Genomic DNA, 17,409 nt, shown 5'->3' on the forward strand with positions numbered 1-17,409 from the left:
GGCTAGAATCCCCCCTCGACTCCGATGCTCGGGATCACGAGGGGTCCGATCTCCTCGGGCGCGCATCCGTCCTGGAACGAGCATTCGTATTGCGTCACCTCCTTGCCGGCGGTCGCGTTCAGCACCTCCACGGTGAACGAGAGCCATTTGCCATTCGGGAACGTCCACCGTTTTTCCAGACGCACGTCGAGCCGGAAGAACGCGGGCAGGCGGTCGGGCAAATTCAGGCTCGCCACGTAGTTCGCGAGCAGCTTCTGCAGCTCCTCGCGCTGCGCGTGTTCTTCGGGAGTGTCCGGGAGATCCGGGCCATCGTCGGGGTCGTCCGGCAGGCCGAGATCGCGGCGGCGGACCCGGTAATCGAGGATCATCGGGGAGCCCGTATAAAAGACGATGCGGCCGCCGATCTTCCAGTTCCTTCCGAGGTCGTAGGAGGCCGCGAGGTTCACGACGTGCCTCCGATCGTAGGCCGATTCGAACGTCGAGTTGCCGATGTGGCGGAGCGAGCGCGAGAGCGTATACGACAGAAACCCCCCGAGGCGCTTCGAAAGGCTGCGGCGCAGATGAAGCTCCATGCCGTACGTGCTGCCGATCCCCCGGAGCTCCGCTTGCCGAGCATACCCGAGCTCGGTCCCGGGCGGGCGATTGCCGATCGGATCACTCAGGTTGAAGAACGCGCCACGAAAGCCCGTCACGGTCGCGCTGATGTCGAAGGGCAGGCTCATCTCGACGCCCGCGCTCGACAGGAGCCCCGTCTGCACGCCGCCCTGCAATCCGCCGATCTGGAGGCCCGGGGCCGCGCCGAGGAAGCTCGGGGGCTGGTGCGTCACGCCAAACGCGCTGACGACCGTGAAGCGTTTTCCAAGCTCGAGGCGGCTCGAGAGCCTCGGATCGAAGGTCGCCTTGGCGACGCCGTCGGACGTGAAGATGTCGGAGCGCACGCCGGGGATGAGCTCGAGCGCGGGGTGGGGGCGGATCACGGCGTCGGCCCAGACGGCCGCGGTGAAATCGTCGCGGCTCGTGAGCTGGCGCATGAGCGCGAGGTCGTTCGGGCTCGGCGCGTCGTCGTCGTTTTCCTCGATGTCGATCTCGAAGCGCTCGACGTACGCGTCGGCGCCCGCGCGCACGGTCACGATCTCCGAGGGGCGCAAGGTGAGCTCGGTGCGCGAGCCGAGCAGCCACGTTGTGCCGGCGTTCTGGCCGTCGCGGGCCTGGCTCTCGTCGTAGCCGAGCGTGATCGCGTGGCGCAATTTGCCGTGCTCGCCGAGCTTTCGATCATAGCGGAAATCGACGCGATGAAACTGCCCGGCCACGACGGTCTCCTTCTCGCCGTCGTCGTCGTCGATTTGCGCGAGGTAGTCGTGCGAGCCGAAGGCGAATACGCCGATGCGGTCGGAGGGCGTGAGGTCGTAATGAAGCCGCGCCTGGTAATCCCAGTAGCCGAGCTCGACGCCCGGGGAGGCCAGCTTCAGGACGAGCTCGGGATACGCATACCGGCCGGCGACGAGCGCGGCGCCGCGGCCATTCGCGAATGGCGCCTCGACCATGGCGCCGGCGTCGAACAGGCGGATGTTGCCCTCGCCGTGCAGACGGTTTTCGGGCTCGCGGATGGTGCCGGTGACGATGCCGCCCGTGAAACGGCCATAACGTGAAGGGAAGCCGCCGGGATAGAGGTCCACGCGATCGACGAGCCCGGGATGAATGACGCTCGGCCCCGCGGCCACGTGGAAGAGGAGCGGGACGCGGATGCCATCGATGAAATACCCCACGTTCCCGGGAGGCGCACCGCGCACGAAGAAATAAGGGACGCCCGAGGCGATGGGCGTGACGCCGGGCATGGCCTCGATTGCGCGGAAGGGGTCGCCGAATGCGCCGGGGAGCTGGCGCACCTCGACGCGGGACATCGTGCGCGTCGTGGGGGCCTGGTGTTCGCCCTGGACGCGGACCTCGATGGCCTCCGGCGCCGGGGGTTTTGCCGGCGGCACGGCGGGGGCGGGCGCGCTCGGGTTTTGCGTGGGCGCGGGGGATGCTGCGGCGGGCGGCGCGGGCTCTTCGGGGGCGGGGGCGGGCGCGCGGAACGTGACGAGGAAGCGGATGCGGGCGCTGATGGGTTTTCCATTGCGGCGCGCGGGCTCGAACTCCCACGTCGAGGCGGCGGCGGCCGCGGCGCTGGCGAAGGGCTCGGGGCCTTCGATCACGCGGGCCTCGGTGACCTTGCCGTCCGAGCGCACCAGAATGGCGAGCATGACGTCGGCGTCGCCCGTCGCGCCCTCGGGATAAGGCGGGATCGTGGGCCCGCGCGGCGAGGGCATGGTCGTCTCGGGCGGCGGCTCGCTCGCGGGCTGTGCGTGAGAGGGGGCCGTCACGAGGCCGAGGGCGAGGGCCGCCGCGCCGGTCACGAAGCCGCGGGCGAGGAGCGATCCCGGGTTCGGCATGGTTTGACCACCAACATACCACGAAACCCCGGGAATGCAGGGCCTAGCCGCAGAGCATTTGCTGGAGAACGGCCGGGTCGAGGGCGAGGAGCAGCTCTTCGAGTTCCTTGGGCCGGACGGCGTCGCCGATCACCTCCACGCCGTCGGCCGTGGGCCGGATGCGGAGTTTTACCTTTCGGCCTTCGGGATCGGCCGCGTACTCCTCGGGCGTGATGAGATCCGGGAGAGACTCGACGAATTCGCGTTTCGTCATGCTGGCACCTCGTCCCATCGCCCGGGGATGGCTTGTGAGCAATGGGGGCATTTCCCATGGACGAGGGCGTTCTCCGCGAGCACCCACACGTCCCTTCGAATCACGGCCTGGCCACAGCCCGCGCAATGTGTATTGTGCCCCTCCTCGCCGAGCGCGCGCTCGACGTACACGTGCGCGAGGCCGACGTCTCTAGCGATACGGACGGCGCGGCGGAGGAGGTCGGGGTGCGTCGGGGGCGCATCCTGGAGGCGGTAATCGGGGTGGAAACGGACGAGGTGCCACGGGGTCTCGGCGCCGAAGGAAAAGACGAGCGCGGCGAGGGCACGGAGCGAGGCGTCGTCCGTGTTCAGGCCCGGGATGAGCGGGGTCGAGATTTCGAGCCAGACGCCGCATTCTTTCCAGATCGAGAGGGCCTCGAGCACGGGCGCGAGGGGCGCGGCCGTGAGCTTGCGGTGCGAGGCGTCGGCGGGCGTCTTGAGGTCGACGTTGGCCGCGAGAAGGGCCGGGGCGACGAGGCGGGCGGCGGTTGTCGTGACGAAACCGTTGGTCTTCCAAAGGATCGAGGGGCGAGGGTCGCCCCGGAGATCGGCGACGTCGAGCGTGAGCTCGGCGGCGAGGATGGGCTCGGTGTACGAAAAGGCGAGGAGCGCGTCTTTCTCCGCGCATGCCGCGACGAGCTCGCGCGCCGTCACGGGGCGCGCGGACCATGATGCCTCGTTCGTGCGGCCATATTGCGACACGGAAAAGTTCTGGCAATAGGTGCAGGCGAACGTGCAGCCCGGCGCGGCCACGGTGAGGACGGTTTTTCCGGGATGAACATGATAAAGCGGTTTCCGTTCGATGGGCTGGGCGTGGAGGACGGACGTCGCGTAGGTCGCCGTTTCCATCGTGTCGCCGCGCCTCTGTCGCACATGGCAGCGGCCGCGATCGCCGTCCGCGAGCGCGCACGCGAATGGGCAGAGGGTGCAGGTGAGGCGGACGCCGTCGGTCCGGTAAAACCGCGCGGGGCGCCATTCCGGAGAAGACGTCAAGCGAGCACCTGCCCGAGTGCGGCCCCGAGCAGGCCTTCGTCGTCGGGGCCGAGGCAGACGGCGCGCTTGCAGCGCCTTTGCCACGCGGGCTCCCGGGGGTGGCCGGGGTAATGGACGAAGAAGCCGGCCAGATCCTTCGGCGCGGGGACGTCGAGGTCCTCCTCGCCGAAGGAGGGATGCGAGAGGACGATGATCGTGGGCTCGAGCGGTCCGTGCATGGGCAAAGAAGCGCAGAGCTCGGCGGCGAGGGTGAGGGTTTTTCCGGTATGCACGGGCTCTCGCGCGCGGGCCGTGAGCAATTCGAAGAGGTCGGCGCGGTGCACGATCGCCCGCGCCTCGTTTTTCCCGCCCGCGGCGATGAAATAAGCGGGCAGGCCGACGTCGAGCAGGGACGCGGCGAGGGCGTGCGCGGCTTGCCGGAGCATGACCTCGACGGGGCCGAACGAGGTGGGCGAGACGTCGAGGACGAGCACGAGGGGGCGCAGGCGCGGCGGCTCGCGGCCGAAGCGGGCGCGGTAGAGCAGGCCGCCGTCGAGGGCGCGGTAATGCCGGAGATCGTCGGGCAAGGCCCATTGCGAGGGGACGAGGTGGAGGAGGTGGCCCGACGAGGAAAAACCCGAAGGTTCGAGCCACGGGCCCCGGGCCTCCGCGGCGCCGACGCTCTGCGCGGGGACACGCAAAGCGAGGAGCCGGCGATCGAGGGCAATCCGAGGCGTGAGCTGGGACAGCCGCCCGAGCATGACGAGCGGGAGCGTGGGATCGTCGGCGCACGCCTCGGGGCCGAGGGAGTCGAGCAAGGCGAGGAGGCGATCGTCGACGGTATCGAGGGCGCGCTCGAGGTACGCGAGGGGCAAGGGCGGCGCGTCGGGCTCGGAGGCGCTGCCGGCGAGCGCGTCGATGAGGGAAAAACGGATCTCGGCGGCGGAGGTGTCGTTTGGCGGGGCGAACGAGGTGTCCTCGTAGTCGCGGAGCAGGAGCAAGACGAGCGCAATGCGGGCCCGGGGCGGCCAGCGGAGCGCGGCGAGGGCGCTCGCGCCGGGGTGGCGCGAGAGGCGCAGCGTGTCGGGCGACGAGGCCTGCCCCGCGGTGAGGGCGAGCAAATCGCGGAGGAGCGAGAGCGGCGCCGATCGATTCACGCGGAGCAGGGCGACGAGCGCGCCGGGGAGCGGATCGAGATCGGCGGCGAGCGGGCCTGCGCTGAGGAGGCGCGGCGCGGGCGCCACGGCTTTCACGGTGGTGCGCGTGTTCCAGAGGCGCGCCGTGCAAGGGTGCGTCGACGCGAGCAGGACGCCGTCGGGCGAAAAGGCGAGGCGATAAGCGAATTCTTCGGGGAATTCGTAGCGGGCGAGCGGGAGGCCGGTGTTCGCGTCCCAGATACGAATGGTGCGATCGGCCGATCCGGAGGCGACGCGGCGGCCCTCGGGGGACCAGGCGACGCAAAAGACGAGGCTCGTGTGGCCGGTGAGGCGGAGGATGGGATCTTTTGGGTGGAGGCCGCAGATGACGACGTCCTTGTCCTCGGAGCCAGTGACGAGGCGTTTTCCGTCGGGCGACCAGGCGACGCCGTGAATGTCACCCCGATGATGTTCGTGGGTGGCGAAGAGGCCGCCCGGCACGTTCCAGAGGCGGAGTTTGCCGCCCGATGCACCCTCGGCGAGAAGCGGCGCCTCGGGGGCGAACGAGACGGAATAGGTCATCGACCAATGGCCCGGGGCGAGCTCGGTCTCGGCCGTCGTGCCGAGGTGCACGACCCGCGCCCCGCGCTGGCCGCCCATGGCGAGATACTGGCCGTCCTTCGAGAACGAGAGCTCGAAGACGGCATTGCTGCCCTTGATTTCGCGGAGCGTCCTGCCGGTCTCGGTCTCGGCGACGAGAACGGAGCCGGTCTTGCGCGCGTAGGCGATCTGCTTTCCGTCGCGGGACACGGCGACGCATAAAATGCCGCGCCCGTATTCGGATTCGCTCTGCTCCCAGACCAGCGTGCCCGTGGGCAGCGCGAGGCGCCGGAGCTTGCCGTCGTCGCGGCCGAAGTAGAGCGCGCGGCCGTCGGGGGCGAAGGTGACGGCGCCCGGGCCCTTGCCGAGGTAGCTCTCGGAGAAATCGTCGATGATGCCGAGCGAGGCCGCGCCCGTGGCGCCCTTGAAGGGGCCGACGGGGCCGATCGTCGTGATGTCCTCGGCCACGGGCGCGCGCCCCACCGTGGCGGCCTGGCGCGCCACGTACGCGTCGAGCGCGGCCTTGGGTGCGTGCTGCGCCTCGCTCATGCCCCGGAGCTCCCGACCTCCGGGTGTATCCGAATCCGCGGGGATTTGCTAAGGTTCTTTGCGGATGGCGAAGCGGGACACCGGGGAAGCGGCCCTCCACGAGGCGTTCGACCGAGGCCTCGGGAAGGGGCGGGATCCGTCACGCAAGGATCCCGAAGCGGACGGGGGCAGGACCACGATCCGCTCGCCGTGGCTGGGAAAACCCTGCGCGCGCTGCGGGCACACGTTCCGGCGCGGTGATGTCGTGGAGCAGGCGACGGCGATGACGGACGAGGTTCGTCACGGCGGGGTTTGTCCAGACGAGGAGACGGCGTTCACGGCGGCGTCGTCGCGGGAGCGCGAGGCGTTTTACGCGGGGGTCGCGTCCGCGCATCCGCCACCGCCGGGGCTTTCGCTCGTGCGGCTCTTGCCGGGGGATCCGCGGCTCGCGGCGCCGGGGTCGGCGGGGCGGCGGCCGTCGTGCGTGATCTGCGGGCACACGCTCAGGCCGTTCGACGAGGTCGTGGTTTGTCCGTGTAGCCCCGAGGCGCCGCTCTGCCGCGGGGCCGTGCATCGTGACGCGATCCGGACGATGTATTGCTTCGACGAGTGGCAGAAGAGCAAGATCGGGCAGCATTGCCCCGTGACCTCGCGGAAGCTCACGTGAGCGGTTTGCCCGAGCGGTTCGCGCGGCACGCGCTCGTGCCGGGATTCCGGCAGGATCGGCTCGCCGCGGCGACGGTGGTGATCGCGGGCGTGGGCGCGCTCGGGAACGTGGTCGCGGAGGCGCTCGCGCTCGCGGGCGTGGGGAAGCTCGTGCTCTGTGATCCGGACGTGGTCGCGACCTCGAATTTGAGCCGCGCGCCGCTGTTTCGCCCGGCGGACGTGGGGCGGCCGAAGGTGCTCGCGGCGAAGGAGACGCTCGCCGCGCTCGCGCCGGAGACGGTCGTTTCGGCGCGACGAGCTTCGCTCGTCTCGGGCGTGGGGCTCGCGGAGATGCGGGATGCGTCGCTCGTCGTGGGTTGTCTCGACAGCCGCGCGGCGCGGATGTCGCTCGCGGGGCGCGCGGGACTCGTGCGAGCGCGGTGGATCGACGCGGCGACGTCGGCGTGGGGCGGAGAGGTGCGGCCATTCGTGGATCCGGATGGGCCGTGTTACGCGTGCGCGCTCTCGCCCGAGGAGCGCGCGAAGAGCGACGTGCCGTGGAGCTGCATGGATCCACGCAGGCCCGCGGAGCTCGGGGCGAGCGCGCCCGTCGCGGGCCTCGTGGGCGCGTGGGCGAGCGCGCTCGCGATGCGGGTGATCATGGGCGAGCCCGCGGCGACGCACGCAGTGGTGATCGACGTGCTGCGTGGCGCGGCCGAGCCGCTCGTGATCGAGCGCGCGCCCGATTGCCCGCTGCACGCGCCGATCGGGGGAGCGACGCGGATTCCGCTCGGGAGCGATGCGACGGTGGGGGCGCTTCGCGCGGCGCTCGGACCCGAGGCGCGGCCGCTCGCGTGGAGCCCGCTTTTGCAGAGGCTCGAATGTCCACGCGGGGATCACGCCGAGGATGCGTGGGGCACACGGGGAACCCGGGACTGCCCGCGCTGTGGTACGTTGATGCGCGCGCGGACGACGCTCCTCTTCGAGGGCGCGCCCGAGGGGGCGGTGTTGTCGGATCTGGGGGTGGCGCCGCGCGAGATCCTCGCGGTGCTCGGTCGATTCGGAATCACGTACGTGGAGCTTTCCTGATGTCGAACGCGGGACTTCTTCTGGACAGGGCGGAGGCCGTAGACGAGCTCGGGCGCGTGGCAGAGACACGCGAAGACGCGCTCACGCTGCTCGGAGGCGCGATCCTCGCAGGCGTTCCGGGCCTCGAAGGCGCGCGCCTGCCGCGATTCGAAGGGCCGCCGCGCGATTACTTTCAGAAGGTCGCCGAGATCGTGGAGCAAGGCGGCGGGCGCGCCGGCGTCGCGGCGCTGCTCTCCGAGGCGTCGCGGCTCTTTCCCGGCAAGAGCGGCAAGGGCCGCGAGGCGGCGGCGCGTGATTCGGCGGCGCCCGCGCTGCCCATTTCGATCGCGCTCCAGGAGGACCTCGGCGACGAGCAGATCCTCGCGATCGTGAAGGCGTCGCGCGGCGTCGCGGCGTCGCTCGGGCTCCGGGCGGCGCTCGATCTCGTGAGCCGCGAGGAAGGGGGCCTGTGCGTGTCGTTCGAAGGCGCGAGCGAGGACGAAGCAGAGGCGATCGTGCGGTCGCTGCGCGCGTCGATCGCGCCCTCGATGCGCGTTTCGGTCGCGCGCGAGGGCCACGCGTTCCGCGATTATTTCCTCGATCCGCTCCAGGCCGAGGGGCCGGATGGGCAGCGGTTCGTGCTCGATCACGTGCGAGCCTCGACGCGGCTCGTGGACGTGGCGCAGGCGATCCTCGAGGCGTACGAGGAGGCGTTCTGGCCCATGGGCAAGGGCGAAAAGGCGCTGCCCGTCGTGGATTTGCGTCGGCCCGGCGAGCGCGGGGCGCGGCGGCTCTTCTCGCAGCAGACGTTGCACGACGCGGGCGTGCGGCCGTTCGATCTGCTCGAAGTGCACCCGGAGCGGCGCGCGGGCAGCGTGAATCCGTTTCTCTTGACCGAGAGCCTCGCGATGGTGAAGAACCAGATCCTCGAGTTTGCCGGGACGCACGCAGGCTTCGAGGTGCAGGCGAACGCGCTCGACGTGCCGACGGAGTACCTCGTGCGGTTTCGCGCGCCGGGGTTCGCCCCGGGATCGCCACCGCGGCGGATCGAGGAGCACGAGGTCTTGCTCGTGATGCCGCCCGATTTTCCGGTGAAGGCGCCGGAGGCGTATTTCCAGCGCGAGGTGTTCCACCCGAACGTGGACGCGAAGACGGGGCTCGTTTGTCTGGGCGTGCTCGCGGAGAGCTACCGGCCCGGGCTGCATTTCGGTACGGTTTGTCAGATGCTCGTCGACATGGCGTCGTACCGGAACTACGAGCTGCGCGAGTTCTACAACGCCGAGGCCCACGCCTGGGCGTCCTCGCCCGAAGGGCAGGCGGCGATCGTGGCGATCGGCGGGCGCTCGCGCGGCGAGCTCGAAGGCGGAGCGGCGCGGCGCGCGCGCAGCGTGAGGATCGAGCGGCTCTCGGCATGATCCGAGCGAAGAAGGCGTTCGGCGTGTCCCCGATCGAGGAGCCGCCGCCGCCCCTCGTGAAGAAAAGCGCGCTCGGTCCGCGCGCCCGCGCGTGGCCGGGAGCGGCGCGCGCGGAGGGGCCCGTGGGCGTGTTCGTCCGGGAAAACGTGCGCGAGGCGCTGGGGATTTCGTGGGCATTTTCGCGTGAGGTGGAGGAGGGCGGGTTCCTGTTCGGACAGGTGCATCGGGACGCGGATGAGCCTTCGCGGTGGCTCGTGGTGGTGACGGAGGTGATCCGGGCCGAGCACGCGGAGGAGGCGCGCGACGCGCTCGTGTTTTCGCCGGAGTCGTTCGCGTCGATGCGGCGTCACGCCGAGGCGACGCGGGACGAGGCCTCGATCCTCGGGTGGTTTCACACGCACATCGTCACGGGCCCGGAGGATCGGGGTTTGTCCGTCGTGGACCGGGATCTGCATTTCTCCACGTTCCGAAGGCCCTGGCAGGTGGCGGCGCTCGTCTGCGTGGAGCCGGCGCGGGATCCCGAGGGGCGCGAGGTCTCGTTTTTCGCGCGGCAGGGCGATTTCCTCGCGCCTTGCGCCGTGGAGGTGCTCGCGTGACCGAGCTCGAACGGGGTGCGTCGGGACGAACCGCGGGGCGGATCGCGCCGGCCACGGCGATCGCGGCGGAGGTGATCGCGTGGGCGAGCGCGCGTGGCGGAGCACGGCCGCGCGGGAAGGCGCCGCTCGGCGAGATGGGGTTTCCGTCGCTGCTCACGCCGCCCGAGGTCGTGCGATCCGCGGCGGCGGCGCTCGCCTCGATCCACGCGGCGAAGCTCGGCCTGCGCGCGCCGCCGCTCGGGGATGCGCGGCCGCTCGGGCCCGGGGGCGTCGTGCTCGCGGCGGCCGTGGGGCTCGCAGAGTCGCCCAGCGTGGCGGAGGCGCTCGCGGAGGCCTGTCCGGAGCTCTCGGGGGCTTGGGATCTCGTGCTGCGGGACGCGATCACGTCGCGCGCGCTCGCGACGTCGATCGACGCGGATCTCGCGGACATGCTGCGCGCGCGTTCGCCGCTCTCGGCCGCGCTCGGCAGGCCCGCGCCCGGAGGCGAGGACGAGACGATCGCCACGATCGCGGCGCTCGTTCGGCATCCGGACGGGAGAAGGTTGGTGGTCCAAACATTCGCGCGGCCGGGCGCTCCGCGGGATGTGCGGCGTTTTCGCGCGGCGGCGATGGAGCGGCTCCGCACGGGGGACGCGGGCTTGCTCGATCTGGTGATCGAGGTGTACGAGGCGGCGCTCGTGTTTCACCGGGAGCGCGTGATCGAGGAGATCGCGGCGGCGCGCGGGGTGATCACCGGGCGAGGGGATCCGGAGGCGAAGCTCGAGGACGCGCTCGCGGTGGCCGCTTTTTACGGCCCGCTCGGGCGGATCCGGAGGGCGCACGGCGAGCTCGTGCGAAAGCGCCACGGGCTCGATCTCGAAGGGATGCTCGAAGGGACGCGCCTGTTCCAGCTCGGCGCGCGCTTCTCCGGAGAGGAAACATGAGCCGGCCGCTCGTCTCGCTCGCGCCGCTCGGGGATGCCGAGGCGTTTCAGGATGCGCTGTTCAATGCGCAGGATCAGACGCTGCGGGTTTTGCTCGAAGCGTGGCCCGCGCTGTCCTTGGAGCCGCTCGCCGAGGTGCTCGATCGGCGCGTGTCGGATCTGCGGATCAAGGTGGTGGTGATCTCCGAGCGCACGCCGGTCTTCTGGCCGCCGGGGCTCCACCTGAAGGCAGCGCCCGCGCACCCGGAGCCGAAGGCGCCTGCGCCGGTCGCCGCAGCGCCGAAGCCGCCGCCCGTGCCCGCGCGAGCGCCCGCGGTCGAGGGGCATCCGCAGGCGATCTCGGAGGCGCAGGCCGTGGAGATCGCGTGTGGCGACGAGATCGAGCAGGTCGCGTCGTTCCTGCGCGCGGGCCTCTCGGCAATGGTCATTTGCGACAAACTCGTCGTGCGGCACCTCTGGCCGCGGATCGTGTCGGCCGCGCGGCTCGATCGGGTGGTGCTGGAGCTGCCGCCCGAGGACGCGGAAGCGGGGATCGTGCCGCGGGGGCTCCGGCAGATGCAGATCGCGCGGCTGCGGGAGCTGATCTTCGGGCTGAAGGAAGGGCAGGTGCTGGTGCTGCCGCACCTCGATCTGCTCGTGGCGGCGACCGAGCGCGGGATGTCGAGCGAGGCGCGGGAGATCACGGAGCTCTTGTACGAGGCGCCGGATCGGCCGCTGCTCGCGTTCGTCGATCGATCGCTCGTGGTGCCGGAGGTCGTGGCGGCGCGTTTTTCCGTGCGGATCTCGCTCTCGGGTTTGCCGCGGGAGGTCTCGGTGGACGGGCGGCGGGCGCCGGTGGGCGTGGCGCTCGTGACCCAGAAAGAAAGGGCGATGTTCGCCGATTACAGCCCGGCGGAGCTGTTCAAGCAGGTGGCGGGGCTCAATCCGATCCGCCTGCGGGACGCGATTGCGTACGCGGTGCAGATCGAGGCGCGGCGGGGGCATGGCGAGGCAAACCCCTCGCGCGTCGCGCGGCTCTACGAGTCGATCCGCGTGTTCAAGGCGCAGACATCCGAGGATTTCGTCATTCCCGACGTCACGATGGACGACATCGGGGGGTACGAGGACGTCAAAGCCTTGCTCTCGCGGGCGATCAAGCTGCTCGCCGGGGTTTTTCAGCTCCCGGATGACAAGCTGCGACGCGAGCTCATTCCGCGGGGTTTTCTGTTCCACGGGCCGCCGGGGACGGGCAAGACGCTGTTCGCGAAGGCGATCGCGAACCAGATGAACGCGACGATCCGCGTCGTGTCCGGGCCGGAGGTGACGGACATGTACGTGGGCGAGAGCGAGCGGAAGCTCCGCGCGATCTTCGCCGAGGCGCGGCGGAACGCGCCGAGCGTGGTGGTGTTCGACGAGTTCGATTCGATCGCGGCCAGGCGCAGCGGGCGGGACGACGGCGGGAGCCGCGCGGGCAACGCGCTCGTCGCGCAGATCCTGACGGAGATGGACGGGTTCCGGCCCGATGTGCCGATGCTGGTGATTGGCACGACGAACCGGCTGAACCTCATCGACGAGGCGCTGCTGCGGCCGAGCCGGTTTCAGCCGATCGCCATCGGTTTGCCGGACGAGGCGGCGAGGCGGCGCATCGCCGAGGTGCACGCGAAGCATTTCCGGATCGAGGTGAGCCCGGCGCTGCTCGACGTGATCGCAGAGGCGACGCACGGGATGAACGGCGATCAGATCCGGTCGATCTTCCGGGATGCGTGCGTGGGGCTGTTTTGCGAGACGCCGCCCGTCCCGGCGACGCCCGAGCGGATCGGGTTTCTGGTCGGCAGGATCCGCGCGGCGGCCGACGAGCAAAGGCTCGAAGGGGCCGCGCCGATCGTGGCGGTGGCCGCGCGCGCGCCGTCGGGGCCCGGGCCGCGGCGGCCGTCGGGCGCATTGTTCACGCTTTCGTCGGGGAATGGCCCCGGCGGCAATGGGATGTCCGGAGGAGGATCGACGTGAGTTATCCGGAGGCGACCCTTCGGACGGTGGACCGGTTGTCGCGGCTCGCGAAGGAGCTCAAGCGGCAGTTTTTCCTGCGGGACGAGGCCGTCGACATCCTCGTGCTCGGCGCGGTTTGTCAGGAGCACGTGCTCTTGCTCGGGCCGCCGGGGACGGCGAAGAGTGATTTGCTGACGCGGTTCGCCGAGCAGATCGACGCGCCGAGGTTCCATTACCTGCTCACGCGGTTCACGGAGCCGGCCGAGATCTTCGGGCCGCTGGATCTGCCGGCATTTCAGGAGGGGCGATACCACGTGCGCACGGAGGGGATGTTGCCTTCGGCGACGATCGCGTTCCTCGACGAGGTGTTCCAGGGCGGGAGCGCGATCTTGAACACGCTGCTCACGCTGGTGAACGAGCGCGTATTTCATAATGGTCCCGTCCGGCAGCGGGTGCCGCTCATGTCGCTCGTCGGCGCCTCGAACGAGCTGCCGGACGATCCGACGCTGAAGGCGTTCGCCGATCGATTCGCCCTCCGCGTGCTGGCCCCGCCGGCGCCGGACGAGGGGCTCGGCGAATTGCTCGATCGAGGCTGGGACCTGGAAGTCGAGCGGCTCGATGCGGCGAAGAGGAATGAGCGCGGGGAAGGGACGGCCGTTTTGCCGATGCTGAAGGAGTCGGCGGTGCGGGCGCTGCAATATCACCTCGCCGAGGTGAAGCTCTCCGAGGTGCGGCCGCTGTACGAGCAGATCCTGCGCGATACACGGGCCGAGGGGCTGGAGCTCTCGGATCGGCGGATCGTGAAGGGGCTCAGGCTCATGGCGGGCGCGGCGCTCCTCGCGGGGCGGGAGCAGGCGGCGGTCGAGGATCTGTGGCCGATCAAGCACGTGTGGTCGCGGCCGTCGGACGCGCCGATCCTGCGGCGCGTGGTGGAGACGCGGATGGCCGAGGCCGGAGGCGCGAAGGCGCCGCGGGCGCGCGGGCAAAGGCACATTCTCGCGGATCTCGAGACGCTGGAGGAGCGCGAGGGGAGCCTGCGCGGGGAGACGGCGATCTCCGCGCATTTGATGGCGCTGAATCGGCTGCGGCGCGAGGTCATTCTGGATCATCCGGACGGGCGGGAGCTCCGGGAGCGAATCGAGGGCGTCGTGCGCCGCGTGCTCGCGCGGCTCGAGGAGGCGTGATGTGCAATCCGCGTCGAGTGGAGGTGACGGCGACACGCGCGATCGTGGAGGCCTGGGAGCGTGAGGTGCGGCGCGCGGCGTCGCGGACGGGGACGGTGCGTGGCGAGGTGAGGATCCGGCAATCGCTGGCAGGAACGCTCGGTGCGCCGGCGCTGGCCGCGCTGGAGCGCGCGCTCGACGCGGGAGATCTCGCGTGGCGGGAGGTCCCGGAAGGGTATCGATACGAGATCCACGGGGGATGGGCGCTTTATTCGCCCGACGATCGGAGCTTGACGATCGTGGCCACGCAAAGCGAAGAGGTGGTCGGTCGGGGCGAGGCGGAGAGGTGTTTGTCGGGGCGCGTGGAGGAGCGGATCTCGGCGCGCGGGATGGGGGCGTATTACGACGACGGATACAACGGCCGGACGCGGGCGGCGGCAGACGCGGAGGCGCGGGCCTCGGCAGAGGTCGCGCTCGATGCGGAGGCGCGGGCGCGCGTCGCGCAGGTGGCGAGCGACGCGGAGGCGGTGGTGCGCGTGGAGCTGGAAGCGGAGGCGGCACGCGCGGCGGAGGCCGATTTCGAGGCGCGCGCGGCGACGCGGCAAGCGGAGCTCCAGCGGCAAGTGGAGGCGCGCGCGGATCGGGTGTTCGCAGAGGCGCGGCGGGCGTTTCATGCGCTGCTCGCGCGAGCCTATCGAGACGCGCTGCTCGCCATGGCGCGGCACCGGGGGGCGCAAGGGATTTCAGTGCACGAGGACGGCGATGTCCTCGAAATCGAGTTCGAGCTGCCGAGGTAGGAGGCGCGTCATGCCGACGCTCGTGCGATTTCGATTCAACAAGGTGACGGGGGAGGTCGAGGAGTTCCTGGTCGACGATCAGGATCACCACCTGCCCGAGGCCGAGCACGACCGGATCGCCGCCGAGGTCGGGCGGTTTGTCGCGGCATTTCCGCGGTTGCGCGAGGTGGGCCCGGGGGGCACCGTTTTGCGTGAGGTCGAGGGCGCGCGCGAGGAGCCGGCCGAGGAGGCGGAAGGCGGGCCGCTCGTGCCGGAGGTCGAATGACGTCGCCGCGGGAGCACTGGGCGTCGGCCGGGCGGTGCTGGCTGTCGATCGGGGACGAGGACGAGGCGCTCCGGTGCTTCGAGGCGGCCGCGGCGTGGGGGAGCCTCGGGGTGCTGCACGAGAGAAAAGGACGTTTTCTCGAAGCGGCCCGAGCTTACGAGCGCTCCCAACAATGGGTGGACGCGGCGCGCTGTTTTCACGCGGCGGGGAGATGGGAGCCGGCGGGGCGATGCCTCGCAAGGGCGGAGCTTCCGATGCGGCGGGCCTGGACGCTGGTGCACGAGATGGGGCTCGTGGCCGAGGCGGAGAAGGTGATCGACGCGGCGCCGATGCGCGACGTGGCGGAGACGGTGTCGATGACGCTCGTGCGCGCGCGGTGCGACGTGGCGCGCGGGGATCACGCGGCGGCGGCGAAGAAGCTTCGAGACGTGTTTCCGGATCTCGCGCGGGTATCGCCGGCGTCGGGATATCGGTGCGTGACGGAATGGGCAGTGCTGATCGGGGAATCGATGCGGCGGCCGGATCTGTCGGCGCTGGCGCTGGCCGCGGGGCCGCGGGGCGTCGAGGCGGACGAATTGTGGGAGCGCTGGTCTTCGCGGGTGTTCGGGGAGGTGGTGCCGCCGCCATTCTCGCTGCACGCGCGGGAGGACGAGGAGGCGAACGCCGGATGAGCGAGGGCAAACCCGCGACGTTCTGGCAGCGGCTTCTCGGGCGCGCAGGCGATGTGGCGCGCTCGGACGAGGCGCCGGCGAAGGAAGACCCGCCGCCGCCTCCGCCACCACCGCCGCCGCCTCCCCGGAGAAAAAAGGCGCCCGCGGATGTGACGCGGGTGGTGGCGCCGGCGACGCCGCCGCCGGCCGAATCGCCGCCGCCTGCCATTGCGCCTCCTGCTGCGGCTCCGCCTCCGCAATCCCCGGCCGTGGCGGAGTTTTCCCAGGCGCCCGCAGGGCAGGCGATGGCGCTCCTGGAGGCGAATCTCTGCGGCGCGATGTTCTCCGGCGCGGGCGAGGCCCTCGCATTTCTCGGGGCGCTCGGCGGGGCGCGGCTCGCGGCGCGGGCGGTTTGTCGGAGAGGTCCAAAAGGAAAGGTCTGGGTCGAGGCGGCCGCGCCGCCCGAGAAGGCGGCGATGCTCGCGCGGCTCGCCGGAGGGCGCGCATTCACGGGCCTCGTCGCAGGCGCTGGGGAGGAGCCGATCCTGGGCGAGCCGCGGGCGTGGGTCGCCCTGTTGCCGGATGGCAAACCGATGCCGCCGCGGATTCTGTTGCCGCAGGGGCAATCGCGTACGGTGCTGGTCACGGGGCGCGAGGTGGAGCGGCTCGAGTGGACGCTCTGGAGCAAGGCGCCGCTGCCCACGCTGCTCGAATCGACGTCGCTGCGCGCCGAGCGCGCGCGGGCGCGGAGTGAAATCGCAGCCGTGGTGCCGCCGGAGCTCGCGCGCTGGGTCGTGGGGCGGTGTCTCGCGCTCGGGCTCGTGGTATCGCTCGCGCCGGCCGCGCGGCGCGAGATCGCCGAGGAAGGGGAGGGCGCGGGCGTGGTGTGGATGCGCGTGCACGCGCCGAAAGGCGTGGTGCCGGCGTCGTGGATCTCGCGGCTCGCGGATCTGCCGGGCGTGATGGTCGCGTATGCGGCGGGCGGGGATGCGCGGCTCTTCGTGGATGCGCGGTGCGACGCCCCGGCGTGGGCGCCGTTTTTCGCGTCGTTCCTCGGTAGGGACGAGGTGTGGGTGCTCGGCGCGGTGGACGTGGGGCACGCGCGCCTGCGTCTGCTCGGCGAAATGGTCCCCGGCGGATCCCTCGTGACCCTGCCGGATCGAGCGGCGGCGCCGATCGAAATGGGGAGAGCGGCAGCGCGTTTGCCGGAGCCTATCCAGGTGGAGCTCGTGCACGACGGGCGCGCGACGCGGATCGACGGCGTCTTGCTGGACGGAGACGAGCTCGCCTGGGCGCGGCAATGGCTCGTGCGGCTGCCGGCGGGGGACGCGGTGTATCTCGCGTTCGGCGAAGATCGGCACCTCTTGCTCGCGGCGGACGAGACCGCTTCGCGCATGCCATTTGGCATCGCGCTGTCGCGGATCGGCCCGGGGGCGATTTACGTCGAGCAGGGGCTCGGTTTTTTCCCGGCCATGCCCCCCGAGGCGCGGCGCCGGGTCTTCGGGCCGAAGGAGGGCGAGCTCGTGGTCGTCACGCGCGGCGGGTCGTTCGTCTTTCGGATCGATTCGCTTTCGCCGGCCTGGTCGGCCTGGATCGCAGAGCCGCCGCCCATGCACGCCGAGCCGTTCGGTCAGGCGAAGAAGAAGCTCGCGGAGATCGAGCGGCAAGCGCGCGCGGACGGGGAGCGCGCGGCGGCCCGGAAGCTGCCCGTCGAATTCGATGTGCAGGACGGAGACATCGACGAGGCCAAGATTCGGGAGCAAGCCGCGCGCGCGCTCGCCGGCGGGAGCCTCGTCCGCGCCGCGCAGCTCTACGAGCGAATCGGCGATCTCCGCGCGGCCGCGCAGCTCTACGAGCGCGCCGCGCGTGGCGAATGAGCGGCGGAATCGACGCCACCCCCGACAAGACAGGTTTTGCGCCCCGGGCATTCTCGTGTTTCGAGCGCCGTTCCCGCGTGCTCCTCA

General features: G+C 70.9%; 15 protein-coding genes. 11 read left to right on the plus strand and 4 right to left on the minus strand.

Translation table 11 applies throughout. The annotated features are described in order from the left end of the window. Positions 1 to 2 precede the first annotated feature (2 nt). Genes QHF83_RS17620 through QHF83_RS17635 form a run of 4 tightly spaced genes read right to left on the minus strand, consistent with a single transcriptional unit; the run spans position 3 to position 5,980 of the window. Positions 3 to 2,432, minus strand: a complete 2,430-nt coding sequence (locus tag QHF83_RS17620; protein WP_282419013.1) for a TonB-dependent receptor — start codon at positions 2,430 to 2,432, stop codon at positions 3 to 5. A gap of 43 nt (positions 2,433 to 2,475) precedes the next feature. Further along, positions 2,476 to 2,685, minus strand: a complete 210-nt coding sequence (locus QHF83_RS17625; RefSeq protein WP_281318956.1) for a radical SAM-modified peptide, FtsH ternary system-associated — start codon at positions 2,683 to 2,685, stop codon at positions 2,476 to 2,478. Next, positions 2,682 to 3,716: an AmmeMemoRadiSam system radical SAM enzyme gene (gene amrS / locus QHF83_RS17630; RefSeq protein ID WP_282419014.1), complete on the minus strand. Its 1,035-nt coding sequence runs from the start codon at positions 3,714 to 3,716 to the stop codon at positions 2,682 to 2,684. Before amrS ends, QHF83_RS17625 begins: the two co-directional genes overlap by 4 nt. Then, positions 3,713 to 5,980 carry a WD40 repeat domain-containing protein gene (locus tag QHF83_RS17635; RefSeq protein WP_282419015.1) on the minus strand — a complete coding sequence of 756 codons (2,268 nt, stop codon included), beginning with the start codon at positions 5,978 to 5,980 and terminating at the stop codon, positions 3,713 to 3,715. Before QHF83_RS17635 ends, amrS begins: the two co-directional genes overlap by 4 nt. Positions 5,981 to 6,044: 64 nt before the next feature. Here QHF83_RS17635 and QHF83_RS17640 point away from each other — a divergent pair, with 64 nt between their 5' ends. From QHF83_RS17640 to QHF83_RS17690, 11 genes are all read left to right on the plus strand, one after another. After that, positions 6,045 to 6,626 (plus strand): hypothetical protein, encoded by a 582-nt coding sequence (locus tag QHF83_RS17640; protein ID WP_282419016.1) that lies wholly within the window; start codon positions 6,045 to 6,047, stop codon positions 6,624 to 6,626. Next, positions 6,623 to 7,693, plus strand: coding sequence for a ThiF family adenylyltransferase (locus QHF83_RS17645; protein ID WP_282419017.1), 1,071 nt, complete (start codon positions 6,623 to 6,625; stop codon positions 7,691 to 7,693). Before QHF83_RS17640 ends, QHF83_RS17645 begins: the two co-directional genes overlap by 4 nt. A 56-nt stretch (positions 7,694 to 7,749) precedes the next feature. Next, a complete protein-coding gene (locus QHF83_RS17650; protein ID WP_282419018.1) occupies positions 7,750 to 9,087 on the plus strand; it encodes a ubiquitin-conjugating enzyme E2 in 1,338 nt (445 codons plus the stop codon). Then, positions 9,084 to 9,683, plus strand: a complete 600-nt coding sequence (locus QHF83_RS17655; protein WP_282419019.1) for a hypothetical protein — start codon at positions 9,084 to 9,086, stop codon at positions 9,681 to 9,683. The genes QHF83_RS17650 and QHF83_RS17655 overlap by 4 nt, the downstream gene beginning before the upstream one ends. Beyond that, complete coding sequence (locus QHF83_RS17660; protein ID WP_282419020.1) at positions 9,680 to 10,606, plus strand: hypothetical protein; 927 nt, start codon at positions 9,680 to 9,682, stop codon at positions 10,604 to 10,606. The genes QHF83_RS17655 and QHF83_RS17660 overlap by 4 nt, the downstream gene beginning before the upstream one ends. Beyond that, positions 10,603 to 12,591 (plus strand): ATP-binding protein, encoded by a 1,989-nt coding sequence (locus QHF83_RS17665; protein ID WP_282419021.1) that lies wholly within the window; start codon positions 10,603 to 10,605, stop codon positions 12,589 to 12,591. Before QHF83_RS17660 ends, QHF83_RS17665 begins: the two co-directional genes overlap by 4 nt. Next, the gene (locus QHF83_RS17670; protein WP_282419022.1) at positions 12,588 to 13,754 is read left to right on the plus strand and encodes an AAA family ATPase; all 1,167 of its coding nucleotides are present in this window, start codon (positions 12,588 to 12,590) and stop codon (positions 13,752 to 13,754) included. Before QHF83_RS17665 ends, QHF83_RS17670 begins: the two co-directional genes overlap by 4 nt. Further along, the gene (locus QHF83_RS17675) at positions 13,754 to 14,530 is read left to right on the plus strand and encodes a hypothetical protein (protein ID WP_282419023.1); all 777 of its coding nucleotides are present in this window, start codon (positions 13,754 to 13,756) and stop codon (positions 14,528 to 14,530) included. The genes QHF83_RS17670 and QHF83_RS17675 overlap by 1 nt, the downstream gene beginning before the upstream one ends. Positions 14,531 to 14,540: 10 nt before the next feature. After that, positions 14,541 to 14,795 carry a hypothetical protein gene (locus QHF83_RS17680; RefSeq protein WP_282419024.1) on the plus strand — a complete coding sequence of 85 codons (255 nt, stop codon included), beginning with the start codon at positions 14,541 to 14,543 and terminating at the stop codon, positions 14,793 to 14,795. A gap of 254 nt (positions 14,796 to 15,049) precedes the next feature. Continuing rightward, positions 15,050 to 15,466 (plus strand): hypothetical protein, encoded by a 417-nt coding sequence (locus tag QHF83_RS17685; RefSeq protein WP_282419025.1) that lies wholly within the window; start codon positions 15,050 to 15,052, stop codon positions 15,464 to 15,466. Further along, a complete protein-coding gene (locus tag QHF83_RS17690) occupies positions 15,463 to 17,322 on the plus strand; it encodes a hypothetical protein (protein ID WP_282419026.1) in 1,860 nt (619 codons plus the stop codon). Before QHF83_RS17685 ends, QHF83_RS17690 begins: the two co-directional genes overlap by 4 nt. Positions 17,323 to 17,409: the final 87 nt, after the last annotated feature.

Origin of the sequence: Polyangium sp. 15x6 (assembly GCF_029960785.1) — a bacterium.
Lineage (GTDB): Bacteria > Myxococcota_A > Polyangia > Polyangiales > Polyangiaceae > Polyangium.